Raw genomic sequence first — 26,853 nt, forward strand, 5'->3', positions numbered from 1 at the left:
GCCATGGCATCGACGACGCGCACGGTCGCGGCCGTGGACCTGGGTGCCACGAGCGGACGCGTCATGGCCGGCCGCCTCACCGGGGCGGCCGGCCGGGCCGAGGTGCACCTGGAGGAGGTGGCGCGCTTCCGCAACGGCCCGGCGCCGCTCGCCTCGGGGCTGCACTGGGACTTCACGGGGCTCCTCGGCGCGCTCGCGCGCGGGGTGGCGGCCTGCGTGCGGGAGCACGGGGCCGCCTCGATCGCGGTCGACTCCTGGGCGGTCGACTACGGGCTGCTGCGCGGGGACCGGCTCCTCGGCGACCCGTTCCACTACCGGGATCCGCGCACGGCCCGCGGCGTGGCGTATGTGCACGAGCGGCTCGACTTCGCGGCGCTCTACGCGCGCACGGGCCTGCAGTTCCTCCCCTTCAACACGCTCTACCAGCTCGCCGCCGAACGGGGCGGGGGCGTGCTCGAGGCGGCCGACTCGCTGCTGCTCATGCCGGACCTGGTGAACTTCCAGCTCACCGGGGTCCGCGCCACCGAACGCACGAACGCCTCGACCACGGGCATGCTCGACGTGCACACCGGCGACTGGGATCCGGGCATCCTGCGCGCCGCCGGCGTCGACCGCGCGCTGCTGGCCCCGCTCGTCGACCCCGGCGAGCTGATCGGCCCGACCCACGCCCGGGCAAGCGAGTACTGGAACATCCCGGCCGGGGTGCCGGTGCTGAGCGTGGGATCGCACGACACGGCCTCGGCCGTCGCGGCCGTGCCGATGGACCCCGGCACGAGCGCCTACGTCTCCTGCGGCACGTGGGGGCTCGTGGGCGTGGAGACCGCGGCGCCCGTGACCACGGAGGCCGCCCGCGCGGCGAACTTCACGAACGAGGGCGGCGTGGACGGGCGGATCCGGCTGCTGCGCAACGTCATGGGGCTGTGGCTCCTGAGCGAATCGGTGCGCACGTGGCAGCGCTCGGGCCTGGACGTGAGCGTGCCCGCCCTGCTGCGGGAGGCGGCCCGGGTCGAGGAGGCACCGCTCTTCGACGTCGACGACGAGGCGTTCCTCGCCCCGGGCGACATGCCCGCCCGGATCAGCGCCTGGTTCACCGGCCGCGGCCTGCGCGCCCCCGCCGGGCCGGCCGCCGTGACCCGCTCGATCGTCGAGAGCCTCGCCGAGGCGTTCGCCCGCACCGCCCACGACGCCGCCCGGCTCGGCGGCATCACGCCCCTGCGCACGATCCACGTGGTCGGCGGCGGCTCGCTCAACGAACTGCTGTGTCAGCGCACGGCCGACCGTGCCGGCCTGCCCGTGGTCGCCGGTCCCGTCGAGGGGACGGCGCTGGGGAACGTGCTCGTACAGGCCCGCCATCACGGCTGGGTCACCGGCGGCCTCGAGGAGCTGCGGGCCGTGGTGGCGCGCTCGGTCGAGCTGCGCCGGTTCGAACCGGCGGCGTGAACCCGGCGACATCGACACCGCCGAATTGCAGGCACTGCTGCTAAAATAGCTGCATGGTTGCGATCACGGTGCGGGACGTGCCCGACCACGTGCGGGCCGAGCTGGCCGTGCGCGCCGCCCGCGCCGGGATGTCACTCCAGGAGTACCTGCGCGGCATGCTCGTGGCGAAGGCCGCGCGCCCCGATGTCGACGACGCGATCGCGCGCGCCCGGGCCCGGGTCGAGGCGACCGGAACCCGGGTCGATGCCGGATCGATCCTCGCCGCCCGTGACGCCGACCGGCGATGAAAGCGCAGGTCGTCTGCGACGCCTCGGCGGTGGTCGCCCTCCTGCTGGACTCCGGGGCCGACGGACGCTGGTCCACCGATGCGCTGATCGGCGCCGACCTCCACGCCCCCACGCTGCTCCCGTTCGAGGTCGCGAACATCCTCCGGCGCCACGAACTCGCCGGACTCGTCACGTCCGATCAGGCGTCCGCCGCCCACGCCGATCTCCTCGGACTGGCCATCGAGCAGTGGCCCTATGAGCTTCTCGGCCCCAGGGCCTGGCAACTGCGGCCGAATCTGACGGCCTACGACGCCGGCTACGTCGCGCTGGCGGAGCTCCTGGACGCGACGCTCGTCACCCTCGACCGGCGGATCGGCCGGGCACCGGGCCTGCGCTGCGCGGTCGCGGCGCCGGAGCAGTAGCCGAACGCGGGATTCTGTCGAGGGCGTCGACCTCGACAGAATCCCGCGCTGGATCCTCAGGCTGCGGAGGAACGGCGCCGCAGCAGCATCAGGCACCCGGCCGCGGCCAGGATCGTTGCCACAGCGGCCGCCACCCCAACCTTGGCCCCCGTGTCAGGCAGGGTGTCAGCCGGATCGTCACCGGCCTGGTCCGCACCGGCCTGAGAGTCTGCGCCACCCGTGGGTGCCGGCTCCGTCGGGGCCGGATCGCTGGAATCCGTCGGCGCCGGGTCCGTCGGGGCGGGATCCGTCGGCACCGGATCCGTGGGTGCCGGATCGGTCGGCTCCGGATCGGTCGGCGTCGGCTCGGGGGCGGCGACGAACTCGGCGCGCCGATAGGTGTCCTCCGCCACGGTGACCGCGTATTCGGCGTCGGCGGAGACCTCCGCGCCGGCCTCGTCGACCCACCGGTCGAACGCGAATCCGGACTCCGGCTCGGCCACCAGGGCGACCTGCGCGCCGTCGGGCACGCGACCCTCGTAGCTGCCGGCCGCCGGTGCCCCGGCGACGGAGACCGCGCCCCCGTCACCGGCCTCGACCGTGAGGTCGTGGGCGCGGACGAGCCGGTAGGTCTGCCCGGCCTCGGTCTCGAACCCGATCGTGTCCTCGGTCCGTTCCGTCAGCGCGACCTGGTCGCCGGCGCCGTCGAGGACGACGAAGTCGGCGAGGCCGGGGTTCTCGAGCAGCAGGTCCTGCCCGCTTCCCGATTCGATCGTCGCCTCGACCAGACGGGAGTCCTGCCACCGGTAGTCGAGCTCGAAGTCGCCGCGCGCCTTGATGCCGGCGATGCTGCCGTCGGCCCACTCGTCCGGGAGGGCGGGCAGGAGCTGGACCCGGTCGAGATGGCTCTGGATGAGCATCTCGGCGATGCCGGCGGTCAGCCCCATGTTGCCCTCGATCTGGAACACGGGCCGCTCGTCGTGGTTCGTGCCCTGGCCGTGGGAGTCGAGCAGGTTGTCCATGATCCCGGCGTAGCCGTTCGGGGTGCCGACCATCGAGGTGAGTGCCCGGTAGGCACCCTCCGCGTCGAGGGCACGGGCCCACAGGTTGATCCGGTGGGCCTTGCCCCATCCGGTCGACTCGAAGCCCCGCTCCTCGAGGGAGACGCGCGCCGCGGCGAGTTCGGCCGGGTCCTCCTTGCTCAGCAGGGTGCCCGGGTAGAGCCCCACGAGGTGGGAGAGGTGGCGGTGCGGCAGCGGCCGGTATCCGGCGTTGAAGTTGGGGATGTCGACCTCGGCGAGGTCACCGGCCTGGGCCCGCCCCGGGGTCGTCTCCTCGTACCACTCCTTGATCTGGCCGGCCTCGCCGATCATGATCGGATCGAGCCGGGCCTGCGCCGCGCGCCACTCCTGGGCGAGCTCCTCGTCGACCCCGAGCTCCGTCGCGGAGTCGATGGCGTCCTCGAAGAGTTCCCACACGAGCGACTGGTCGTAGGTCGACCCGTTGACCGTGGGGCCTTGTTCGGCCGAGACCGACGGCGTGACCACGAGCCGGTCCTGGTACTCGCTGTACCAGAGGTAGTCGAGCCAGAAGTCGGCCATCTCCCGCTGCATCGGGTAGATCTCCTCGCGGAGGTACTCCCGGTCCTGGGTGAACTTGTAGTACTCGCCGACGTTCTGCATGGCCCACGTGGACCCGCCGATGTTCCAGCCGAACTCCTGCACGGCGTACGGGGCGGTCAGGCCGAAGATGTTGTTCACCGTGTGGACGATGAAGCCGTTCTCCTCCCCCGGGCCGCTCGGGCTGGCCGAGGTCGCCCCGGCGGTCACCCGCCCCGGCTCGCGCAGGCTCTCCATGTAGTCGTTGAACGGCACGGCGGTCTCGGCGAGGTTGGTCACGAGGTTCGGCCAGTAGTTCATCTGCACGTTGACGTTGAAGTGGTAGTCGGCGTTCCAGAACTGCGAGCCGCTGCCGATCATCCACACGCCGTTGAGGTTCGAGGGCAGCGTGCCCTCCCGCGACGTCGCGATCGTGAGGTAGCGGCCGAACTGGAACAGCAGCGCCTCGAGCGCCGGGTCTGCCCCGCCGTCGCGGTAGGCCTGGATCCGCTCGTCGGTCGGCAGGTCCGTGCGTCCCTGCCCCAGGTCGAGCTGGACGCGGGAGAAGAGTTCCGCGTGGTCGGCCACGTGGTCGGCGCGGACGGCCTCGTATCCCTTGGCTGCGGCGCCGGTGACCCGCTCGGTCACCGGCTCGTGGGGGTGATCGCCGCGATACGTCGGGTAGTCGTTCTCATAGTCGGTGCCGGTGGCCAGGTACAGGGTGACCGTGTCGGCGCCGGTGACCTGGAGGCCGTCGCCGGCGCGGGCGACCTGCCCGCCGTCGGCGACGACCTTGACCTGGGCCTCGTACTGCAGCTGGTTGTCGCGCAGGGCGCCGGCGAGGGTGATCGTGTCGCCGGAGACGCTCGTCGAACCGGCCCGCTGGGCGTCGTCGAGGCTCACGCCGACCGTGATCGAGGCCGCCTCGTCGGCGCTCAGGCGCACCGCCAGCACGTTGTCCGGGTAGCTCGTGAACACCTCCCGCTCATAGGCCACGCCGCCCGCCGTGTACGAGACGCCGGCGATGGCGGTCTCGAGGTCGAGGTCGCGGATGTAGTCCTCGACCTCTCCCTCGGCCGGGGCGTCCTCGCCGAAGTCGAGGCGGATGTCCCCGAAGTCCTGGTACATCCCCATGCCGTTCTTCCAGGCGGACGGGTCGATGATCTCGCGGGTGAGGATGCGGTTGGCCTCGTCGAACGGCAGGCCGAACACGTCCGTGCTCTTGTCGTCGAGCTGCTCGGCGAAGTCGGTCAGCTGCCCCCGGGTGACCGGGGTCGTGCGGTTGGAGCCGTTGTAGTCGGGGCGCGACTCGGCGGGCCCGCCCGACCACAGGGTCTTGTCGTTGAAGTGGATCCGCTCCTGCTGGACCCCTCCGAACACGAGCCCGCCCATGTAGCCGTTCCCGATCGGGAGCACGGTCGACTGCCACTGATTGCGGTCGGTGTCCACCGGAGCGGGCTCGTCGAACCAGAGCAGGTTCTGCTGGGACTGCGCAGGCGCGTCCGGGCCGTCGTCCGCCAGGCTCGCCCCCGCGGTCGCCACGAGCATTCCCGCTGCCATTGTCATGATTCCAACCTGCTTCAAGCGTTTATACATCCGATCTCCTCCGCGAGTCTACGGTGACTGGGTCGACTGGCGACGATATCAGAGGTCCAAACATCGGATCTGTCGTTGCGGCGTCCGGCACCCGAATCGTCCGCGGCGATACACTCACGGCGTGAGAACGGACGAGCAGCCGGAGTTCCTCGGGACCGCCCGGGCCCGCTCCCGCGCCGTTCGAGCCGGGAGAGCGAGCGCGCTGGGACGGCGGTCCTGGACCTGGGGCCGGGGCGCGCCGTTGCTCGTGGCCGTCGGCACCGTCGCCGGTGTCGTGATCGCGACGGCATGGACGACGACGCAGCCCCGTTCCGTACAGCTGCTCGCCGTCGCCGGGGTGCTCGCGGCGGGTGCCGCGGCCTTCGCGGCGACCCGCGCCCTCGTCGGCGCGATCGCGGTTCGCCGGCGCATCGAGCGGGAGCGCCGGGCCTGGGCCGAGGCGCGGGGGTGGGCGTACGCGGGCGCCGAGACCGCCGCGGATCCGGCGACGGCCGGCCTCGTGCTGCCGCGCGGGTGGCGGGCACCGGTGGCGTTCGGCTCGCTCCGCGGGGTGATCGGTGGCCGCGAGGCGCTCGTGCAGTCGTGGCACCTGCGGTCGGCGTCGACGTCGAAGCGGCAGAGCACGTATCGGGAGATCGTCTCGGTCCGCGCCCGCACGCGCGGGCACCGCGTGGCCGTCCTGAGCGGCGTGGGCCTCGACCCCGCGCTCATGAAGCCGGCCTGGGTCGACCTGCGCACCCGGGAGCGGGATCGGCGCGATCGCGGCTCCCGCGCCCACGTCGACGGCGACCCCCGCGTGCTCGACACGTGGGGAGCGGCGATCCGGTCGGCCGTGGACGCCCGCGCCGACCTGCCCGTGACCGTCGTGGCGGGCGCGGACCGGGTGGTCGTGTGCGCGCTCGACGATCCTCGGATCGCCACGGCACAGGAACGGCTCGAGCTGGCGGTCGAGGTGGCCCGGATCGTCGATCCCACCGGCCGGTAGCCCCCGGGCCCCTGGTCGGGATGACAGGATTTGAACCTGCGACCTTCCGCTCCCAAAGCGGACGCGCTACCAACCTGCGCCACATCCCGATGCGTGCCGGTGCTCCGGCCAGGCTCAGTGTAGTGGTCTTTTCCAGTGCCGCCGATCGGGTACTCTGGGGCTGCACTGCGGGTGTAGTTCAATGGTAGAACCTCAGCCTTCCAAGCTGATGGTGCGGGTTCGATTCCCGTCACCCGCTCCACGGATGATCACCGGAAGCCCCGGTCGAGGGTGAGTGACGGGAGGCGTAGGCGCCGACACTCTTACTCACGCTTCGCGCGGATCTCCCGGATGACCTGCGGGGCGACTGCGACAGTGCCCGCGACGCCAGTGAGAGCGGCGCCCACCGGAAGCCCGGCGAACGCCAAGGCAACCGTTGCGGCGTAGGCAACGGCCGGGAACAGCGACCACGCGATCGACGCGATCTTCAGCGCAGTGGCCTCTGCATATATTGGGACCATCTCAGCAGCCACGCGAGCATCCTGGGACTTCTCCGCCATTCGGAGGATCCGATGAGCAGCGCCTGAAAGAACCTGTTCGTATCCCGCGAACTCTTCCACCGGCGGCAAGGGAGCCTGCCGAACGTAGGTGAACTCTAGGCCTGGGATCGAGTCTTGATGTCCCTCTGGATGGAATCCATCGCCGCTCTCAAGGTCCGGCTCACGTCGTCCCAAGCTTCCGCTTCGTAGTCGGTCGACGCCGCCCTCTGGCTCATCTCGTGTAAGTGAGCCGTGTCTCTCGTGAAGGCGATCTTCGTGCCGCGGCGCAGGCCCCTCATCACGGCCTCTCGTGTCGGGCTCATGCTTGGACTCTACCTCCTCCGAGTTCTCCGGCCCCTCATTATGGCTCATGGCCTCTCCCTTGGCACCAGTGTCATCTCACTCGCCGACTCCGTGTCTTCGTCACCACGCTCGATCCCGAGGTTTCGCCAATCGACCGCCCCAACCGCCATACACAGATTCGTCGATGCCGCGGCGGGCCTCGTCACCCGGTTAACGCACGCTCCAACTCTGGCAGATACGCCCAGAAACATCTACTCCCCGTCAGGACCACCACGTCCCCCTCCCCACGGGTTCCTCCGTCGTCTCGTCTAGAATCCCGTCATGGACGACCCCCGGCCCAGCCGCCGTTCGCGCCGCGCGGGCGAACGAGCCTGATGGACACCGACACCCTCGCCAGCTTCGGCCTCGTCGTCCTCTTCGTGATCGTCGGCGGGGTCTTCGCCGCGACCGAGATCGCCCTCGTCTCACTCCGCGACAGTCAGCTCACGCAACTGGAACGCCAGGGGGCCCGCGGCGCCCGGGTGGCGGCGGTCGCCCGGAACCCGAACCGCTTCCTCGCCGCGGTGCAGATCGGGGTGACGGTCGCCGGCTTCTTCAGCGCGGCCTACGGCGGCTCGACCCTCGCCCCCGACCTCGCCCCCTACCTGCAACGCCTCGGCCTGTCGGAGTCCGCCGCGGCCACGACCGCCCTGCTCGCGATGACCCTGCTCATCGCCTACCTCTCGCTCGTGCTCGGCGAACTGGTGCCCAAGCGCCTCGCCCTGCAGAACTCCGCCGGACTGTCGCTGCTCGCCACCCCGTCCCTCGACCGGTTCGCCACCGTGATGCGGCCGGTCATCTGGTTGCTGTCGGTCTCGACCAACGCCCTCGTCCGGCTCCTCGGCGGCGACCCCGAGGCGACCCGGGAGGAGCTGAGCGAGCGGGAGCTGCGCGACCTCGTGGCCACGCACGACGGGCTCGAGGACGACGAGCGGCAGATCATCCAGGACGTCCTCGGAGCGGCCCAGACCCTCCTGCGCGAGGCGATGCGGCCACGCACCGACGTCGTCTTCATCGACGCCGACATGCCGCTGCGGGACGCGGCCCCCTGGGCACGCCGGCAGGGGTTCTCCCGCTATCCGGTCATCGGCGAGGGCTTCGACGACGTCCTCGGCTACCTGCACGCGCGAGACCTGATAGACCTGCGAGTGGACGAGACCCGCCGCGTCCACGACGTGATCCGGGAGGTGCTCGTGCTGCCGGGGACCAACCGGGTCCTCCCCGCGGTCTCGCAGATGCGCCACGCCGGAACCCACCTGGCCGTGGTCGTCGACGAGTACGGCGGCACGGACGGCATCGTCACCCTCGAGGACCTCGTCGAGGAACTGGTCGGCGACATCCGCGACGAGTACGACGCCCGGCCGGCGCCGTCGATGCAGGACCCCTCGATCGTGCCGGGAAGTTCGACCCTCGAAGAGTTCGCCGAGGCCACCGGGGTCGAGCTCCCCGACGACGGCAGCTACGAGACCGTGGCCGGTTACGTCATCGCCCGGCTGGGCCGGATCGCCGCAGTCGGCGACACGGTGGCGGTCGACGACCACACGCTCGCGGTGACGCGGATGACCGGCACCCGGATCACCGAGCTCGCGTGGCACCCGGCCGAACCACAGCCCCCCGTGCCACCGGCCTGACCGGGTGCGGGAGGCGCCGTCCATGATCGACGCCTCCCACGCCCGAGCGGACTCAACGCCCGAGCGGAACCCGCACCACCTCTCCCCCGCCGGGAAGGATGCTGCCGGTCGTCACGTAGGCCGACCGGCCGTGCAGCGCCACCCCGTACGGCGCGAACAGCCCGCCCGCGACGGTCGTGACCTCGTGCCCACGACGGTGCGAGATCCGCACGAGCGCCCCGTTCGTGGGCCCGGCCGGTGAGGCGAGCCCGGTCGAGGAGATCTGCACTGCGTACAGGTCGCCGCCCGGGGCGAGCGCCAGGTCGGTCACGTTCGTCAGGCCGGTCGCGTACGGCACGGCGCGCGCGTCGCGGTGACCGCGGGCCGGGAACACCTGCCAGATCGTCGACCCGCCCTCGGGGAACGGGAAGCCGGTCAGCTGGCTCACGAAATAGGACCCGTGGGGCCCCGGAACGGCGCTCGTCGGCACGAACTGCATCGGCATCTCGTTGCCCGAATTCGGCGGGAACTCGACCATGACGTCGTCGAACGAGGCGACGAGCGAGGTCCGCCCGCGCCGGCCGACGTCGACGACCGTGTTGCCGCCCGCGTCGGCGACCACGTAGCCGCCGCGCACGCGCTCGACGGACGCCGGGTTGCTGTCCGGGCCGTCGACCGGGTTATGCTCGGCCTCGAATCCGGCGAGGTCGGCGACGGTGCGCCACTGACCGCACTCCCGAGAGTCGCCGCCGTGACGCCCGTGGCCGCCTTGATGCCCGCGGCCGGCGTGACGCCCGTGGCCGCCCTGGCGCCCGTCCCGCGAACACGAGTGCGAAAGCCGTCCCTCGACGAGGGAGGCGAATCCCTCGGGCAGCGTCTGGGCGGTGTCGCCGTCCTGGCTCGTGGCCGCCCCCTCGGCGAGCGCGGCCGGCGGGGCGCCGAGTCCGATGCTCGCCACGTAATGGGATCCGAACACGGCGACGTCGCTCGGGCCCGTGGCGCTGCCGCCCTTGACCACGGGCGCCTGGCCCGGCTGCGCGGGGGGCAGGTTCGCGGGCGGGGCGAGCGAGGGCAGGCCCGTGACCACCCGGCGCTGCGACCAGTCGCCCCGGTGGTGCGTGATCCGCGTGATCGCACCCGTGGGCCCGTAGCAGGCGAACACGCCCTCCGACGTCGTGATGCAGGGGCCGTCGCCCCCGACCCCGGACTCCGCGACGTACAGCGCGCCGCCCGGTCCCACGCTCAGCTGCCGGGGATTGTCGAGCCCGGTGGCGATCACCACGGGATCCGCATCCGGCCCGGGCGGATGCCCGCGCCCGTGTGCTCCCGCCGGGGCCACACCCGCCACCGCGGCCAGCAGCACACCCGCCGCAACCGCGATCGACCGAGGAATTCGTCGATTCATTGCCGTTCCTTCCCAGAGACCCGCGCGGCACGTGGCACGCCCGGGGCGAACCGAGCCCGCGCCGCCCGGCCGGGCACCTCGCGGGTCGTCTTCGTCAAGAATGGGTCGAGGTGGGCCGTCCGGTCCGGGTGGCCGCATCCGACCGACAGGTCATCGTCACGGGTGGACGCGGCAGCCGGGACATCGCGCCGACACGCCCCGGTCGGGGAATGTCGGCACGCGCGGTGGAACGGCGGCGCGTCGATCGAGGTCAACGCTACTGCCGCCCGGAGCGGGGCGGAAGGCGTCCGCCCGGGTGGGTGCGGCCGGCGGTGCGGGCGATGGCCGGTGGCTGGTGGGGACGGCGTGAACATCGGGCACGCGGGTGTCTTGTATCGGGCACACGGGGAAACTCGTCGGTGCGGGGCAACGGGAGGCTTCCCCGGAAACGAGCAGGGTCACATCCCTGGAATCGGATCCGATTCCAGGGATGTGACCCTGGTCAGCGATAGAACCGCTGTGTGACGCCGAACGACGGCGGCGCCCGGTGTGCCTCAGCGGGTGGAGCCGGTGCGCCTCAGCGGGTGGAGAAGGCGGCGTCGAAGGCCGCATCCGAGGTCTTGAACGAGAGCGAGCGCACGAACTCGAGCGCCTTCGGTCCGCCCACGAGCCGGTCCATCCCGGCGTCCTCCCACTCGACCGAGAGCGGGCCGTCGTAGCCGATGGCGTTGAGCATGCGGATCGCGTCCTCCCACGGCACGTCGCCGTGACCGGTCGAGATGAAGTCCCAGCCCCGGCGCGGGTCCGCCCACGGCAGGTGCGATCCGAGCCGGCCGTTGCGCCCGTTGAGGCGCCGCTTGGAGTCCTTGCAGTGCACGTGGAAGATCTTGTCGCGGAAGTCCCACAGGAACGAGACCGGGTCGAGGTCCTGCCACATGAAGTGGGAGGGGTCCCAGTTGAGGCCGAACGCCTCCCGGTGCCCGATCGCCTCGAGGGTGCGCTGCGTCGTCCAGTAGTCGTAGGCGATCTCGGAGGGGTGCGGCTCGAGCGCGAACCGGACACCCTCGGCGTCGAAGACGTCGAGGATCGGGTTCCAGCGGTCGGCGAAGTCCCGGTAGCCGGCCTCGACCAGCTCCTCCGACACCGGCGGGAACATCGCCACGTACTTCCAGATGGAGCTGCCGGTGAAGCCGCTCACGGTCTTGACGCCGAGCCGGGCCGCGGCCGTCGCCGTCACCTTGAGCTCCTCCGCCGCACGCCGGCGCACGCCCTCGGGGTCGCCGTCGCCCCAGATCCGGTCCGGCAGTATGCCCCGGTGACGCTCGTCGATCGGGTCGTCGCAGACGGCCTGACCCTTGAGGTGGTTGGAGATGGTGAAGACCTGCAGGCCGTTCTTCTCCAGGATGTCGAGGCGGTTGCGCACGTAGGCGTCGTCCTCGGCGGCGCGCCACGGGTCGAGGTGATCGCCCCAGGAGGCGATCTCGAGGCCGTCGTAGCCCCACTCGCCCGCGAGCCGGGCCACCTCCTCGAACGGCAGGTCGGCCCACTGGCCGGTGAACAGCGTGATCGGTCGTGCCATGGATGGCGTCCTTTCTCGTGATGGCGGCGGCGGTGCCGCCGGTGGTTCGTGACCGTGCCCGACGGCGTCAGTCGCCCACGGCCGTGAAGGCGCCCTGGGCAGTGCTCGAGCGTTCGACGGCGGCCAGGACCTGTTGCACGTGCAGCCCGTCGGCGAAGGACGGCGCGGGGTCGTGCCCGCCCGCGATCGCCTCGACGAGATCGACGGCCTGGTGGGTGAAGCCGTGTTCGTAGCCGAGACCGTGCCCGGGCGGCCACCAGGCCGCGATGTACGGGTGATCCGATTCGGTCACGAGGATCCGCCGGAATCCGCCGTCGCAGGCGGGGGTCGAGGCGTCGTAGTGGTGGAGGATGTTCATCTCCTCGAAGTCGAATGCGAGCGTTCCCGTGCTGCCCGAGATCTCGAAGCGCATCGCGTTCTTCCGGCCCCAGGCCACGCGGGTCGCCTCGAGCACCGCCGTGCCGCCGCCGCTGAGACGGGCGGTGAACGCGGCCGCGTCGTCGACCGTGACCCGGCCCCGTCCGGTCCCGGCCGTGCTGCTCAGGCCGTCCGAGCTGCCCGCGGTCGGGCGCTCGTGCACGAACGTCTCGAGCATCCCGGAGACCCCGACGTAGCGCTCCCCGGTGACGAACTCGGTCAGGTCGACGATGTGCGCGCCGATGTCGCCGAGCGCCCCGGAGCCGGCCCGGTCCTTGTCGAGCCGCCACGACAGCGGCGCCTCATCGTCGGCGAGCCAGTCCTGAAGGTACTGGGCGCGCACCTGGCGCACCTGCCCGATCCGGCCCTCGGCCACGAGTTGGCGGGCGAGGGCGACCGCGGGCACGCGCCGGTAGGTGAAGCCGACCATCGCCCGGGCGCCGCTCCCGCGGGCGTCCTCGGCGGCCGCGACCATCGCCTCGGCCTCGGCGACCGAGTTGGCCATCGGCTTCTCCACGAGCACGTGCTTGCCGGCGCGCAATGCCGCCGCGGCGATCTCGGCGTGCGTATCGCCCGGCGTGCAGATGTCGACGAGGTCGACGTCGTCTCGTTCGACGACGCGGCGCCAGTCGGTCTCCACCTCCGCCCAGCCGAGCCTGCCGGCCGCCGCCGTGGCCGCCGCCTCGTTCCGTCCGACGAGCAGCCCCATGCGGGGCTCGAGCGGGAGGTCGAAGAACCTCGGGGCCACCCGCCACGCCTGGGAGTGGGCCCGCCCCATGAAGGCGTATCCGATCATCGCGACATTCAGTCGGCCTTGCTTATTCAATGTGTCATCCCCTTCTGCGGTGGTGCCGGACCCACCGGGCCCGGCAACGACGAGGCGGCGTGCCGGCCCTTCCCGGCACGCCGCCCGCGACTCAGGACTCGAACGCGGCGTCGATGAACTGGTCGACGTTGTCCGAGGTCACGACCGGGGCGTACAGCTGCACCTTGCGGGGCACCTGCACCTCGGCGAGGTCCGCCATCGCCTTGTCCTGCACGAGCAGTCGCGCGAGGCGCACGCCGTCGGCGGCCTGGGTCGCCGGGTAGAGCACCGTGGCCTCGACCACCGAGTCGCCCTCCTGGATGTGACGCATCATGTTCGCCGAGCCGGCACCGCCGACGAGGAAGAACTCGTCGCGGTCGGCGGCGTCGATCGCCGAGAGCACGCCGACGCCCTGGTCGTCGTCGTGGTTCCAGATCGCGTCGATCTTCGGGGCGGCCTGCAGCAGGTTGGAGGTCGACTCCTCCCCGCCCTGGACCGTGAAGTCGGCGGCGACGCGGTTGGAGACCTCGAGGCCGCAGTCGCCGAGGGCGTCCGCGAAGCCCTGGCTCCGGTCCTGGGTCAGGGGCAGGCTGTCGATCCCGGCGATCTCGGCGATCACCGCGTCGTCCTGGCCGCCGAGGCGCTCACAGATGTACTCGCCGGCGCTCACGCCCATGCCGTAGTTGTCGCCGAGCACGGTCACGCGGGAGGCGTTGGAGTCCGAGAACTCGCGGTCGACGTTGATCACCGGGATGCCCGCGGCCATGGCCTCGAGGGCCACGCCGGTGAGGGCCGCGCCGTCGAAGGGGACCATGACGATCGCGTCGACCCCGTTGTTGATGAAGGTCTGGATCTGGGTGATCTGCAGGGCGACGTCGTTCGTGCCCTCGGCGACCTGAAGGTCGACGTCCTCGAACTTCGCGGCCTCGGCCTGCGCGAGGGTGGTCATGGCGCCCATCCAGCCGTGGTCGGCGGCCGGGGCGGAGAAGCCGATCGTGACCGTGTCACCCGGCTCGTCGTTGCCCGAGGCGGCCGGCGCGGAGTCCGAGCCGGTGTCGGAGCCGCCCTCACCGGAGGTGTCCTCCGGGGTGTTGCTCACGCAGCCGGCGAGCAGCAGCATGGTGGAGAGTCCGGCGGCGACGGTGAGCCGGCGACGCGTGATGGTCCGTGACATAGGTGTCCTCCTTGACGTAGTGACAGGTGAATCGGGAGCTGATGATGGATGCGGAATCACCGCGGGCTAACTCGACCCGCGATTGGCGAAGCGCTGCTGCAGGAGCACCGCGATGACGATGATGGCGCCCTTGACGAGCGACTGGGCCGATGTGGACAGGTTGTTCTGGATGAAGACGTTCGTGAGGGTGGAGAAGATGAGCACGCCCAGGACCGTGCCGAAGATGGTCCCGCGCCCTCCCATGAGCAGCGTGCCGCCGATCACCACGGCGGCGATCGCGTCCAGCTCGTACATGGTGCCGTTCGTGGACGAGCCGGAGCGGGTGCGCGCAAGCATCGTGATCGCGGCGATCCCGACGGTGGTGCCCGCGAGCGCGTAGAGGTACATGGTGTGGCGCTTGACCTTGATTCCGGCCAGGCGAGCCGCCTCCGGGTTTCCGCCCACCGCGATGGTGCGTCGGCCGAAGGTCGTGCGGTTGAGCAGGAACCAGCCGGCGACGGCCACGACGAGGAACATCCACACGATCGCGGGCACGCCCAGGACGTCCGCCCGGAACACGTCGAGGAACGCGTCGTTGTCGACGAGCTGGGTGTGGCGGCCGGAGATGATCTCGGCCAGGCCGCGCGCACCGACCATCATGGCCAGCGTCGCGATGAACGCCTCGACCCGGCCGTAGGCGATGATGATGCCGTTGACCAGCCCGACTCCGGCGCCCACGAGGACTGCCGTGACGGCGATGACGAACCAGCCGCTGCTGGCGGCCATCGTCTGGGTGGCCAGCGTCGTCGCCCAGACGGTCGCGAGGCCGAGCATCGAGCCGACCGAGAGGTCGATCCCGCCGCCGGTGATCACGAACGTCATCCCGATGGACATGATGCCGATGGTCGCGGCGCTGCTGAGGATGACCATGAGGTTCGCGGAGCTGACGAACTGGTCGCCCGAGGTCACCGCGCCCACGACGCACAAGAGCACGAGGGCGATGATGAGGCCGAGGTTGCGCACGAGCCCCGGGCTGCTCCGAACTCGCGCGAGGGGTCCGGCGGACTGGACCGCCGATACGTTCTCGCTCATACGCTGGTTCCTTCCATGATGAGGTCGAGCACTCCGTGCTCGTCGATCTGATCGGCCGGTCCCTCGTGGACTACGCGGCCGTCGGCGATGACCAGCACCCGGTCCGCCAGGCCGAGCACCTCCTCGATCTCGCTCGAGACCATGAGGACGGCGGCGCCTTGGGCCGCGAGGGTACGGATAAGGGCGTAGATCTCGGCTCGGGCGCCGACGTCCACGCCGCGGGTCGGCTCGTCGAGGATGAGGACCTCGCAGCCGTGGACGAGCCAGCGGGCGAGCATCGCCTTCTGCTGGTTGCCGCCAGAGAGGGTCCGGATCCGCCGGTCCGGATCGCCCGGGGCCAGCTGCAGGGACGCGATCTGTTCGCGGGCGGCGGCGCGCTCGGCGCGCTCCTTGAGGAAGCCGCCGCGGGCGAAGCGCGCGAAGGTGGACAGCGTGATGTTGCGGTAGACGGGCTCGTCGAGGAGCAGGCCCTGGCTCTTGCGCTCCTCGGGGGCGAGCCCGATGCCGTGCGCGACGGCGCGCTCCACGGAGCCCCGGCGCAGCGCCTTGCCGTTCACCCGCACCGTGCCGCCGGTCGAGGTGCGCGCGCCGTAGACGCTCTCGACGATCTCCGAACGGCCGGCCCCGACGAGCCCGGCCAGGCCGACGATCTCCCCGGCGCGGACGGTGAAGGAGACGTGCTCGAAGACCCCGGCGAGTTCGAGGTCCTCGACCTCGAGTCGCACCTCGCCGATCTCACCCGTGCGGGCGCCGCCGAAGTCGGCGGCGATGACGCGACCGGTCATGAGTTCGATGAGTTCCGGCGTCGAGGTCTCGGAGACCTGGAGGCCGCTCGCGACCGTCTTGCCGTCCTTGAGCACGGTGATCCGGTCGCCGATGCGGCGGATCTCCTCGAGTCGGTGGGAGATGTAGATGACCGCGACGCCTTCGGCGGTCACGGACTCCACCACCGTGAACAGGTTGTCGACCTCCTCGGGGTCGAGCACCGCCGAGGGCTCGTCCATGACGATCACGCGGGCGTTGCGCGAGAGTGCCCGCGCCATCGAGACGATCTGGCGGCCGGCGGCGGACAGCTGCCCGACCTCCTGGCCCGGCCGGATCTCCGGATGTCCGAGCCGCGCGAGGAGCTTCCTCGTTCGGTCGTGGGCCTCGCCCCGGCGGAGCACCCCGCCGCGGGCGAGCTCGTGCCCGAGGAAGATGTTCTCGGCGACGCTCAGCCCGTCGACGACGTCGAGCTCCTGGTACATCGTCGCGATCCCGATCTCGAGTGCGACGGAGGGCGAGGCGATCGTGACGTCCTCCCCGTTCCATCGCACCTGCCCGGAGTCGAGCTGATGGGCGCCCGCGAGCACCTTGATGAGGGTGGACTTGCCGGCACCGTTCTGGCCGAGGAGGCAGTGCACCTCGCCCGTACGCACGTCGAAGTCGACCCCGTCGAGCGCCTTGGCACCAGGGAAGTGTTTGATGAGCCCCGTCACGCTCAGGAGCGGTGTGGAGGGGTCTGCTGTGACCATAGCCACAGACTAGCGCCACTTATGGAACGAGTCAACCAAAAGTTGCGCCGTGTCCGAATCGTAACTCGCCGCCCGTTCCTAAAAGCTGGGGCACTTCGGGGTGGTTAACTTGTCCCATGACAGACACCGACACCCGAGTCTCCCAGCTCGTGGCCGCCAAGCCACGGGGGAACGATCCTCGTTCCGCCGGAGCCCTGTTCCAGTTCGTCCGCGACGGACTCCCCCACACGCGCGCCGAGCTGGCCGCGGCGACGAGGTTCGCGCGGCCGACGGTGGCCGCCCGGGTCGACGAGCTCCTCGCCTCCGGCCTCCTCATCGCCACGGGCGAGGCGGTCTCCACCGGCGGGCGCCCGCCCGCCACGTTCGCGTTCAACGCCGGCGTGCGCCTCATCCTCGTCGCCGACATCGGCGCGAGCCACTACCGGCTGGCCATCACCGACCTCGCCGCCAACATCGTGAGCGAGCGCTCGCTGCCGGTCACGATCAGCGCCGGCCCCGAGCCGGTGCTCGACTCGGTCGCGGCCGAGTTCGAGCAGATGCTCATCGAGATCGACCGGCCGGTCACCGACGTCCTCGGGGTGGGGATCGGGCTGCCGGGCCCGGTCCAGCACGACACGGGCCAGCCGATCAGCCCTCCGATCATGCCCGGCTGGGACGGCTTCGACGTGCCCGCACGGATGCAGCGGACGTTCCCGGTCCCCGTGCTGGTCGACAACGACGTGAACATCATGGCGCTCGGCGAGCACCGGTCGCAGTGGCCCGACGTCGCGAACCTGCTGTTCATCAAGGTCGCCACGGGCGTCGGCTCGGGGATCATCTCGGACGGCGAGCTGCGGCGGGGCGCGCAGGGGGCCGCCGGCGACCTCGGGCACATCGCGGTCCCCCGCGGGGAACCGGTGCCCTGCCGCTGTGGCAACCTCGGCTGCCTCGAGGCACTCGCCAGCGGCCACGCGATCGTGGAGTCACTGCGCGAGCAGGGGTACGACATCGAGGCCACGGCCGAGATCGTCGACCTCGTGCGCGCCGGCGACACGCGCACGATGCAGGCCGTGCGCCAGGCCGGTCGCGACATCGGCGACGTGGTCGCCGGGTGCGTCAACCTGCTCAATCCGTCGGTCATCGTCATCGGCGGGGTCATCGCCGATGCGGGCGAGCACCTGCTCGCCGGCCTGCGCGAGGTGGTCTACAGCCGCTCGCTGCCGCTGGCCACCGAGCACCTGCGGATCGTCACCTCCCAGACCGCCGGCCGGGCCGGGATCCTCGGGGCCGCCCGGATGGTGGCCAAGCGGGTGCTCGACGCGCCCGCGATCGACGAGTTCCTCGCCGGCGCCTGATCGTCGGCCCGCTCCCCGGCGATACTCACCAGGGAACGGACCGACGTCACGCACGTCCTAGGAGCAGGACGTCGCCTCGTAGGCGAGCACCTCCTGCCCATCCAGCCCGTCGCCGCCCGTCGCATCGACGGTGAGCTCACCGGCGTCGATCGCGACCGACCGCGTCGTGAACGCGAGCGACTTCGTCGCACCATCGGCCAGACCCGCAACGGACCTGGTACCGAAGGCCGTCTCCACACTCACATCGAGCGGCGCACCGGCCACATTCGTCACCGACGCCACGAGCACCTGCCGGCCGGCCACACACCGGGTCGTCACCGCCGTCTCCGTCAGCACCTCTGCCGGCGGCTCGGGATCGCCGTCGACCACCCGGAAGTAGTCGAACGTCGCCGTGGGCTGCGCGGTCGAGCCGGCGGCCAGGGTGAAGAGGCCGACGCGGCCGATGTTCGCGACGTCGGCGTTGGTCACGGACTCGAACTGCGTCCATGCCTCGCCGTCGGCCGAGTACGAGCCGGTCAGCGTCGTCCCCTCCTTCTGCAGGCGCAGGTGCCACACGCCCTGGTCCACCCCGGACTGCGAGGGCTGCGGATCCTGGACGACGCCGCCGATCTCGCTGCGGAGCTCGAGGTTGCGCGTCACGGCGCTTCCCTCGGCGCTCGTGGCGAGCACGTCGAGCTTGACGTAGTTGTCGTCGTCGACGTAGGCGATGAGGCCCGCCTGCTCGTACTGCCGGCTGAAGGAGTCGGCATCGACGAGGGTCTCCACCGTCCAGTCACCCTCCGGCGCGTCCTGGAGCACGAAGTTCCCGGTGCCGGAGTTGTCGGTGCCGTAGATGTCTCCCGTGAGCGCATCGAGCTCGAGCCGGCCGTCGATCACCCGCAGGTGGTCGTAGTCCGGGCGCACGACGTCCCAGCGGCAGCCGTCGAGCGCGGTGCCGTCGAACTCGTCGTCCGGGCCGACCGGGGGCACGGTGTCGTCCGGGGTGAACGTGAAGTAGTCGAACGCCGCCTCGACGGGTGCCTGCGGACGGTCTCCGCCCTGGAGCGAGACGAGACCGATCCGCGGGTTGTCGATGCCGGCGATCGACTTGGTCTCCGGCATCTCGGTGAAGGTCACCCCGTCCGCGCTGTAGGCGGCGTTGAGGCTCTCACCGTCGCTGATGAACCGCACCCACACGGTCGTGGGGTAGTCCGCACCGAGGTCGGCGGTGTTCGAGTCGTCCACCTCACGGGGATCGCCGTTCTCCTCCACGATGTACTGGAAGATCCGGGAGTCCGCGTTCGGCGACGCCGTGTCCCGCGCCTGGAAGACCATCTTGGCGTAGTTGTCGTCGTCGCCGTAGATGAGGAGGCCGGCCTGCTGGTAGGCCTGCGTGCCGGGCATCGTCACCTTGGTGGTCGCCGTGAACGGGCCCTCCGGCAGATCCTGCAGCACGAGGTTCGGGGTGCCCGAGTTGCCGGTGCCGTAGATGTCGGTCGAACTCGTCGGGATGATGAGCGATCCGTCCTCGATCCGCAGCTCCTGGTTTCCTCGGACGACGCCGTCCCAGCGGCCGGTGTCGAGCGCGTCGCCGGTGAAGTCGTCCGACCGGCCGGCGAAGCACATGAGGGTCGCCGGCCTCGCCGTGATGGCCACACCCCTCGAGGTCGTGGCACCGCGGGTGTCGGTGACGGTCACCGTGGCCGCGTACTCTCCCGGCCTCGTGTAGGTGTGGGTCGCCGCGGCGGTGTCCACCGTCGCCGATCCGTCACCGAAGTCCCACGAGTAGGTGAGCGGGGTGTCGCCGTCCGGATCGCTGCCGGTCGCGGTGAAGTCCACCGTGAGCGGGGCGGTGCCGGTCGTCGCGGAGGTCTCGACCTCGACGACCGGGCTCGAGTTGTCCGTGACGCCTGTGCCGAGGAACTCGACCCAGTTGACGTTGGCCTGACCGGCCGTGATCACGAAGTACAGCGGCCCGGTCTCCGTGGTGACGTCCGCGGGGAGGTCGAGGTCGTAGTCGCCCCACCCCTGCCAGTCGCCGTCCGGGATCGTCACGGTGCCCAGCGACTGCCCGTCCGGCGCACCGGTGCGGATGTCGATGGTGCCGCCCGGATCGGACGCGCCGCGCACGCGGATGGCGTCGATGCCGGTCAGGTTGGTCGGGTCGAAGGAGAACCAGTCGTCGACCTCGGCGTAGCCGATGTTCAGGCCGCCGCCGACGTCGCTCGTGTCCTCGGTCTGGACCCCCGGGTCTCCCGTGCTCGTCGAGCCCGGCAGCCGTCCGGTGTCGGAGAAGAACTCCGCCTCCTTGCGCTTGGGCTGGAGGATCACGATCTCCTGAGTCGTGAGCGGGTCCACCCCGTCAGCGCCCTGGTCCGTGTAGGTCACGGTGAGGACGCCGAAGATGTTGGCGCCGATGTGGCCCTGGTCGCCCTCGACGGGGATGGCACCCTCGCAGCCGCGGAACTGATCGGCCGGGTGGGCGTGCTCGTCGTGGCCGAGGGCGGGCTGGACGATGACGTTGTCGCAGTCGATCTCGCCGTCCTCGGGGTCGGTGACCGAGACCTTGTACCTGACCACGTCACCGAAGTTGAAGAACCCGCCGTTCGCCGGGAACTCGACGTCGATCACCGGGGCGGTGTTCCCGGCCGTGATCGGCAGGGTGGCCGAGGTCGACTTCTCGTCCGGGTCGGTCACGGTCAGGGTCGCCGTGTAGTTGCCGGCGCCGGTGTAGGTGTGCGTGGGGTTCGCCTCGGTCGAGGTCGACCCGTCGCCGAAGTCCCAGGCGTAGGTCACCTCGCCGCCGTCCGGGTCCCGGGATCCGTCGGCGCTGAACGTCACCTCGAGCGGGATGGGGCCGGAGGTGACGTCGGAGGCGATGCGCGCGATGGGCGATCGGTTGCCGGAGACGTAGTCGATCCGGTAGAGGCCGGAGTCGGCGTTGTTCCCGCCGAAGCCGCCACCCCACTCGATCACGTACAGGGCGCCGTCGGCACCCCATTCGAGCGCATGCGGGCGGGCGAACGACATGGAGGTGAAGATCTCGTTGATGTCGAGGACCTCGCTCGAGTCGTCGGAGAGCTGGAACGAGAACAGCTTGTTCGTGTTCCATTCGCCGAACATCGCCTTGCCGTCCCAGTAGGCCGGCCACTTCCGCTCGGAGTCGGAGGTCTCGTCGTAGACGTAGACCCCGCCGGCCATCGGTGCCCCGCCGTTGCCGATCTCCGGGGCGTTGCTCTCGGATCCGTTGTTCCGGTACCAGATGGTGGCCGGGACCGCCGGGGGCAGGGTGGTCAGGCCGGTGTTGTGGGGCGAGTCGTTCGTCGGTCCGTTCTCGCAGTCGAACGTCGCCCCGCTCGTGCCGGTCGCGAAGTCGTAGTCGTTGTAGGGCGTGTTCGGGCCCACGCACAGCGGCCAGCCGTAGTTGCCCGGCTGGGTCAGCGCGTTCCACTCCACGGTGGCGGCGGGCCCGCGGTTCGGGTTGTTCGACCCCGCGTCGGGGCCGTAGTCCGCCACGAGCAGCGTGTCCGTGCGCGGGTCGATGCCGATCTTGAACGGGTTGCGAAAGCCCATCGCGTAGATCTCGGGCCGGGTCAGCTCGGTGCCCGGTTCGAAGAGGTTGCCGTCGGGGATGGTGTAGGTGCCGTCGTCCTGCGGGGTGATCCGCAGGACCTTGCCGCGCAGGTCGTTCGTGTTCCCGGAGGTCCGCTGCGCGTCCCAGGCGGCGCGGCCGTCCCGCTCGTCGATCGGGGTGTAGCCGTCGGAGGCGAAGGGGTTCGTGTTGTCGCCGAGGGCGATGTACAGGTTGCCCTCGCCGTCGAACTCGAGCGCTCCCCCGGCGTGGCAGCATTCGTCCCGCTGCACCGGCACCTCGAGCAGCACCTTCTCGCTGTTCAGGTCGAGCGTGTTGCCCTCGAGGGTGAACCGGGCGACGCGGTCGGTCTCGGAGCCCTGCGGCGAGTAGTAGAGGTAGATCCACCCGTTCTCGGCGAAGTCCGGGTCGAGCTCGATGCCGAGCAGTCCGAACTCCTGGACCTGGGTGACCGCGAGGGTCCCGGCCGTGACCGTGCCGCCGTCGGCCTGCACGATCTGGACGCGGCCGTCGCGTTCGAGGTAGACGGCCCGCCCGTCCGGCGTCGGTGAGACGTCCATCGGGTTCTGGGTGTTGAGGTCGAGCGGAACCTTCTCGAAGCTCGCATCGAGCGAGGCGCTGCAGTCGGCGGGAACGACTCCGGCCGCGGTCTGCAGGCCCTTGAGGAGGTGCTCCCGGAACCCGGGCTCACCGTAGGACTCGTTCGTGTGACCGCCCGCGGTGTACCAGGATCGGCCGCCGTCGAAGTCCTGGCACCAGGCGATCGGGTGGTCGTCGCCCATGGCGTTGCCGCCCGGGTCGTAGCTGTCCTCGTCGAGGGAGGCGAGCACGTGGACGTCGCCGCGCGGGTTGTCGCGGAAGGAGTACCACTCGTCGTACCTGTCCCACTCGGCCGGCAGGTGCGCGGTCGAGGGGTGCGCCGGGTCCTCGACGACGACGGTCGCGTCCTGGTTCGCGGGGTGACCGGAGAAGTAGGCGCCCACGAGGTCGCCGTACCACGACCAGTCGTACTCGGTGTCGCTCGCGGCGTGGACGCCGGCGTATCCGCCACCGGAGCGGATGTAGTCCTCGAACGCGGCCTGCTGGTCCGCATCGAGCACGTCACCGGTCGTCGACAGCCAGACGACGACGTCGTACTGGGCCAGGTTCGCCGCGGTGAAGGCTCCGGCGTCCTCGGTCGTGTCGACCGAGAAGCCGTTCTCCGCCCCGAGGGCCTCGATGGCCGCGATTCCGGTCTCGATCGAGCCGTGCCGGAACGCGCTGGTCTTACTGAAGACGAGGGCGTCGAACGCCTCGTCCTCCGGCGGCGGCGGTTCTGTCTGCGCGAAGGCGCTGCTCATTCCGAGCGGCGCTATGAGCGCTCCTGCGAGCATCATGCCCGCCACGCGGGACGGCCAGCTGCCGCCCTGTGTTCGTCTCACCACGGATCCTCCTCGAGTCGTGTGTAAGGTGCGCAGCCCGCCCGCCCGGATGGTGGTCGGTCAGCGCGCTTCGGCGGGATTCCGCCGGTGTCCCCCGGGTCCGTCGTCGGATCCGGGGCGAGCGGCCGGCGCCGTCATGCGCGACTACCGATCCACGACAGGACGACATGTGACGCAAGCCACGATCCGCAATCTACCGACCTTTTGTTGTTCCGTCAAACATAAGTGCGTCATCATCTGCCCCCCTTCAAGCGCCGCTTGCAGCGATCGCTCGGGTGGGCTGGGCTCGGATATGTCACTGAATACGCGTGGATTCGGGTTCAGACACACCGATGGCCGGGCCCCGAGCGGGGACCCGGCCATCGGCGGCCGTCTACGGCGTGATCAGGCGCGTTCGCGCCGTGCGCGCAGCACGACCCCGGCGCCGGCGATGAGCAGCAGCGCGCCGAGCACGACGGCCGGCATCACGCCCGCCCCCGTGTCGGGAAGCGCGCCGCCCGGCACCGTGGCGTCGTCGCCGGGAGTCTGCCCGTCGGCACCGTCGGCACCGTCAGCAGCCCCGTCGGCACCGTCGGCGCCATCAGCAGCCCCGTCGGCCCCGTCGGCGCCATCAGCAGCCCCGTCGGCCCCGTCGGCACCGTCAGCAGCCCCGTCGGCACCGTCGGCGCCGTCGGTCGGCGGGTCGGTCGGCTCGACGTCCGAGACGCCGAAGACGAGGGAGTCGACCTCGAGGCCACCGGTCGTGGTCACGTAGACCGTGCCGGAGCCCTCCGGGATCGAGTCGAACACGGCCGCGACATCCTGCCAGCCCGCCCCGCCCGTGAAGGTGAGCTCGGCGAACGGCTCGGCGCGGTACTCGTCCCAGCGGAGCGAGAGGGTGCCCTCACCGCTGGCCCGGGCCGTCACCAGGTCGATCGCCTCGCCGCTCGGTGCGTGCTGGAGCGTCATCGGTCGGAAGGCGAACCAGTCGCCGACGTCGAAGGAGGCGACCTTCTTCAGCGCCTCGGCCGACTCGTCCGCGACGATCTCGACCCCCTGGGCGTCGTCGAACCACTCGGCCTGCTGCTCGGCGGGCTTGAGCACGAGCGTCGCCTCACCGGTCGCGGCCGGGACGTCGCCCTGCGGGTTGTCCGTGTAGGTGACCACGAGGGTGCCGTAGAGCTTCTCGCCCGCACCGTGCTCGAGCGCGCTCTCACTGGTCTCGATCGTGAATTCGCAACCCGTTCCCGAGACCTCGGGGTGAGCGTGCTCGTTGTGTCCGAGCCCGAAGGTCCAGTTCACACGCGAGCAGTCGACGGTCGAGGGCTCCGGGTCGGGGGCGTCGGCGTAGGCGGCGAGCAGGTCGGCCACCATCTCCGCCGTGAGCGCTCCGCCCGACAACGCCACGAGGTCCTCGAGCGGCACACCCGCGGCCGCGGCGAGCGCGTCGGCGGGAACGCCGAGCACGTCGAGCAGGATCGGGCCGCCGAGAGCGTCCGAGAGCCACTGGCCGACGGTGGATCGGGCGGTGAGGGTCCGCTCGTACTCGACCCCCTCACCCCCGGCCGCGTCGTCCTCGGCGTCGGTCACCGTGACCGAGACGGGGACGTCGTCGCCCCAGCTGAAGAGCGAACCGTTCGGAACGCTGAGGCTCACCTCGGGGGCCGTGTTCCCGACCGTGATCTGAACGGTCGCCAGCCCGAACTTGCCGGCCTCGTCGGTCACGCGAAGCGTCACGTGGAACTGGCCGAGGTTCTCATAGGTGTGCGTGGCGGTCGGCCCGCCCTCGACGAACTCACCCGATCCGTCGAAGTCCCACTCGTAGGTGAGGTCCCCGCCCTCGGGGTCACGCGAGTCCGAGGCGTCGAAGGTCACGGTCAGCGGCACGTCGCTGCTGGAGATCGGGTCGGCGGTGACGAAGGCCTGCGGGGTCTTGTTCCCCTCGGCGTAGTCGACCCGGTAGAGCCCGGCGTCCGGGTTCTGACGGAAGAAGCCGTCGCCGTACTCGAGCACATACATCGAACCGTCGGGTCCGAACTCCATGTCCATGACGTTGTCCCAGATGGGCTGGGCGGCGTCGCTCAGGAAGGCGTTGGGAAGGAAGTTCTCGATCTGGGTGACCTGACCGGCCGAGCTGAGCTCGTCCAGCGTGATCGCTGCGACGTAGTCCATGGAGAACTCGGCCATGAAGGCCTTGCCGTCCCAGTACTCCGGGAACTGCGCGGGGGACTCGTTCGCCGGGTCGTAGCGGAAGATCGGGCCACCCATGGGGGCCTGGCCACGGCCGGTGCTGAACTCGATCAGTTCGTCCCACGGCTGGTCCCCGACGCTGTCGCCGTACCAGATCTGCGGCTGCGTGACCGCCGGGAGCTCGGTCAGGCCGGTGTTCCAGGTGGAGTTGTTCACCGGGGCGGCGCAGTCGAAGAACTCACCGGGGGTGCCGGTCTCGTAGTCCCACTCGTTGTAGGCGCCGCCGTCGTTCGGCCCGTGGCAGTACGGCCAGCCGCCGTTCATCGGCTCGGTCGTCAGTTGCCACTCGACATACCCCATGGGGCCGCGGTCGTCCTGCGCGGTGGCGGAGTCCGGGCCGTAGTCGCCCCAGACCAGCGCGCCGGACTCGGCATCGACGTCCATGCGGAACGGATTGCGCACTCCCATGACGTAGATCTCCTCGCGCACGAGGTCCGGGTCGTACTCGGGTGAGTCGAAGAGGTTCCCGGCCGGGATGTCGTACGTGCTCCCGGGACCGGGCTCGGCACCCTCGGCGATGCTCTCGCGCACGTCGATCCGCAGGATCTTTCCGCGCAGGTCGTTGCTGTTGCCCGCGCCGCGGCGGGAGTCGAAGCCCGGGTTCATCCCCGGGGCGTTGTTGATCGGGGTGAACCCGTTCGCACCGGGCGTGCCCGCGGGGGTGTTGTCGCCCGAGGACAGATAGAGGTTGCCGTCCCCGTCGAAGGCGATGTCGGCACCGACGTGGCAGCACTGACCGCGCTGGGCGGTGATCTTGATGATCTCCTGCTCGCTCGTCAGGTCGAGGGTGTTCGAGGCGCCGTCCCACTGGAACCGGGACAGCACGTTGTAGCCGACCCACTGGTCCCAGTACGTCTCGGCATCCTCACCGTCCGGGAGCTGCTCGGGGGCGCTGCCCTCGGGTGTCGTCTCCGGGTAGGCGACCCCGGTCGGCGAGGTCCCCGCCATGACGCGCGGGGCGTAGACGAGGTAGACCCAGTTGTTCTCCTCGAAGTCCGGGTCGATGGCGATGCCCTGGAGGCCGTCCTCGGAGTTGTGATAGACGTCGAGCTTCCCGGCCTCGGTGGTCAGGCCCGTCGACGGGTCCGTCAGGCGGACGACGCCGTCGCGCGCCGTGTGCAGCACGCGCGAGTCGGGCAGCACCGCCAGGTCGATCGGCTCACCGGTGTCCTTGGTGAGCAGGATCTTCTCGTAGTTGTTCCAGTCGAGCGCGGGATCCTCCGCCGCGAGGACGGCGGCGGATCCATCGCCCCCGTGCCCGGGAGCGGCGACCGCTCCCGTCATCGCCAGCGGCACGACCAATCCGGCGGCCATCGCCACCGCCGCGCCTCGGACCGACCATCGGCCGGCCCCAGTCTGTCTGACCATTCTCTCCTCCTTCACGTGGCCGGAGCACAGCGCGCGGCCGCTCGCCGACGGGCGGGCAGCAGCGGCGTGCGACCCGGGGCCACACTTCGGTGTGCTCTGGCATGGATACCGAGCTCTCAGCAGAGAGAGCTCCCTGTGACCCCTGATCGATGAATCGACGGCGGATCACACAATCGACGATCTTAGGGAGAGACTTTCGATACTGTCAAGACAAAAGTCTGGAGACGGCA

At 70.7% G+C, this 26,853-nt stretch carries 16 protein-coding genes and 2 tRNA genes; 7 read left to right on the forward strand and 11 right to left on the reverse strand.

The features are described 5' to 3' along the window. The first annotated feature begins 3 nt into the window (after positions 1 to 3). From GCE65_RS11220 to GCE65_RS11230, 3 genes are read left to right on the forward strand one after another with little or no spacing between them, the layout of a single operon-like run. Entirely contained in the window at positions 4 to 1,440 is a 1,437-nt protein-coding gene (locus GCE65_RS11220; protein ID WP_153878453.1) for a rhamnulokinase family protein, read from the forward strand. A gap of 53 nt (positions 1,441 to 1,493) precedes the next feature. Beyond that, positions 1,494 to 1,727: a hypothetical protein gene (locus GCE65_RS11225; protein WP_152910105.1), complete on the forward strand. Its 234-nt coding sequence runs from the start codon at positions 1,494 to 1,496 to the stop codon at positions 1,725 to 1,727. Beyond that, positions 1,724 to 2,128 (forward strand): type II toxin-antitoxin system VapC family toxin, encoded by a 405-nt coding sequence (locus GCE65_RS11230; RefSeq protein ID WP_153878454.1) that lies wholly within the window; start codon positions 1,724 to 1,726, stop codon positions 2,126 to 2,128. Before GCE65_RS11225 ends, GCE65_RS11230 begins: the two co-directional genes overlap by 4 nt. A gap of 56 nt (positions 2,129 to 2,184) precedes the next feature. Here the strand turns inward: GCE65_RS11230 and GCE65_RS11235 are convergent, their stop codons facing one another. Next, positions 2,185 to 5,271 (reverse strand): glycoside hydrolase N-terminal domain-containing protein, encoded by a 3,087-nt coding sequence (locus GCE65_RS11235; protein ID WP_194928682.1) that lies wholly within the window; start codon positions 5,269 to 5,271, stop codon positions 2,185 to 2,187. Between the two features lie 151 nt (positions 5,272 to 5,422). Here GCE65_RS11235 and GCE65_RS11240 point away from each other — a divergent pair, with 151 nt between their 5' ends. Next, positions 5,423 to 6,286 (forward strand): hypothetical protein, encoded by an 864-nt coding sequence (locus GCE65_RS11240; RefSeq protein WP_153878456.1) that lies wholly within the window; start codon positions 5,423 to 5,425, stop codon positions 6,284 to 6,286. A gap of 12 nt (positions 6,287 to 6,298) precedes the next feature. Here GCE65_RS11240 and GCE65_RS11245 read toward each other — a convergent pair. Beyond that, positions 6,299 to 6,375, reverse strand: a tRNA-Pro gene (locus tag GCE65_RS11245). Between the two features lie 78 nt (positions 6,376 to 6,453). Here GCE65_RS11245 and GCE65_RS11250 point away from each other — a divergent pair. Beyond that, positions 6,454 to 6,527, forward strand: a tRNA-Gly gene (locus GCE65_RS11250). Positions 6,528 to 6,588: 61 nt separating this feature from the next. On the opposite strand, the gene GCE65_RS11255 is transcribed toward GCE65_RS11250, so the two are convergent. Further along, entirely contained in the window at positions 6,589 to 7,176 is a 588-nt protein-coding gene (locus GCE65_RS11255; protein ID WP_153878457.1) for a DUF2335 domain-containing protein, read from the reverse strand. Between the two features lie 305 nt (positions 7,177 to 7,481). Here GCE65_RS11255 and GCE65_RS11260 point away from each other — a divergent pair, with 305 nt between their 5' ends. Continuing rightward, positions 7,482 to 8,777, forward strand: coding sequence for a hemolysin family protein (locus GCE65_RS11260; RefSeq protein ID WP_153878458.1), 1,296 nt, complete (start codon positions 7,482 to 7,484; stop codon positions 8,775 to 8,777). Between the two features lie 52 nt (positions 8,778 to 8,829). Here the strand turns inward: GCE65_RS11260 and GCE65_RS11265 are convergent, their stop codons facing one another. The 6 genes from GCE65_RS11265 to GCE65_RS11290 form a co-directional block, all read right to left on the reverse strand. Continuing rightward, positions 8,830 to 10,161: a ScyD/ScyE family protein gene (locus GCE65_RS11265; protein ID WP_194928683.1), complete on the reverse strand. Its 1,332-nt coding sequence runs from the start codon at positions 10,159 to 10,161 to the stop codon at positions 8,830 to 8,832. Positions 10,162 to 10,717: 556 nt separating this feature from the next. After that, on the reverse strand, positions 10,718 to 11,719 hold the full coding sequence (locus tag GCE65_RS11270) for a sugar phosphate isomerase/epimerase (protein ID WP_152910099.1): 1,002 nt from the start codon (positions 11,717 to 11,719) through the stop codon (positions 10,718 to 10,720). Positions 11,720 to 11,786: 67 nt separating this feature from the next. After that, positions 11,787 to 12,932 (reverse strand): Gfo/Idh/MocA family protein, encoded by a 1,146-nt coding sequence (locus GCE65_RS11275; protein ID WP_153878460.1) that lies wholly within the window; start codon positions 12,930 to 12,932, stop codon positions 11,787 to 11,789. A 121-nt stretch (positions 12,933 to 13,053) separates the two neighbouring features. After that, positions 13,054 to 14,115: a substrate-binding domain-containing protein gene (locus GCE65_RS11280; protein ID WP_152910097.1), complete on the reverse strand. Its 1,062-nt coding sequence runs from the start codon at positions 14,113 to 14,115 to the stop codon at positions 13,054 to 13,056. Between the two features lie 66 nt (positions 14,116 to 14,181). Further along, on the reverse strand, positions 14,182 to 15,186 hold the full coding sequence (locus tag GCE65_RS11285) for an ABC transporter permease (protein WP_152910096.1): 1,005 nt from the start codon (positions 15,184 to 15,186) through the stop codon (positions 14,182 to 14,184). Next, the gene (locus GCE65_RS11290) at positions 15,183 to 16,700 is read right to left on the reverse strand and encodes a sugar ABC transporter ATP-binding protein (RefSeq protein WP_153878461.1); all 1,518 of its coding nucleotides are present in this window, start codon (positions 16,698 to 16,700) and stop codon (positions 15,183 to 15,185) included. Before GCE65_RS11290 ends, GCE65_RS11285 begins: the two co-directional genes overlap by 4 nt. A 116-nt stretch (positions 16,701 to 16,816) precedes the next feature. Between GCE65_RS11290 and GCE65_RS11295 the strand changes: the two genes are divergently transcribed. Then, positions 16,817 to 18,034, forward strand: coding sequence for an ROK family protein (locus GCE65_RS11295; protein ID WP_153878462.1), 1,218 nt, complete (start codon positions 16,817 to 16,819; stop codon positions 18,032 to 18,034). 57 nt (positions 18,035 to 18,091) lie between these two features. On the opposite strand, the gene GCE65_RS11300 is transcribed toward GCE65_RS11295, so the two are convergent. After that, on the reverse strand, positions 18,092 to 23,026 hold the full coding sequence (locus tag GCE65_RS11300) for a ThuA domain-containing protein (RefSeq protein WP_228759912.1): 4,935 nt from the start codon (positions 23,024 to 23,026) through the stop codon (positions 18,092 to 18,094). A gap of 384 nt (positions 23,027 to 23,410) precedes the next feature. After that, on the reverse strand, positions 23,411 to 26,623 hold the full coding sequence (locus tag GCE65_RS11305) for a PQQ-dependent sugar dehydrogenase (protein ID WP_153878463.1): 3,213 nt from the start codon (positions 26,621 to 26,623) through the stop codon (positions 23,411 to 23,413). Positions 26,624 to 26,853: the final 230 nt, after the last annotated feature.

It is taken from the genome of Pseudactinotalea sp. HY158, from assembly GCF_009660225.1.
Taxonomy (GTDB): Bacteria; Actinomycetota; Actinomycetes; order Actinomycetales; family Beutenbergiaceae; genus HY158.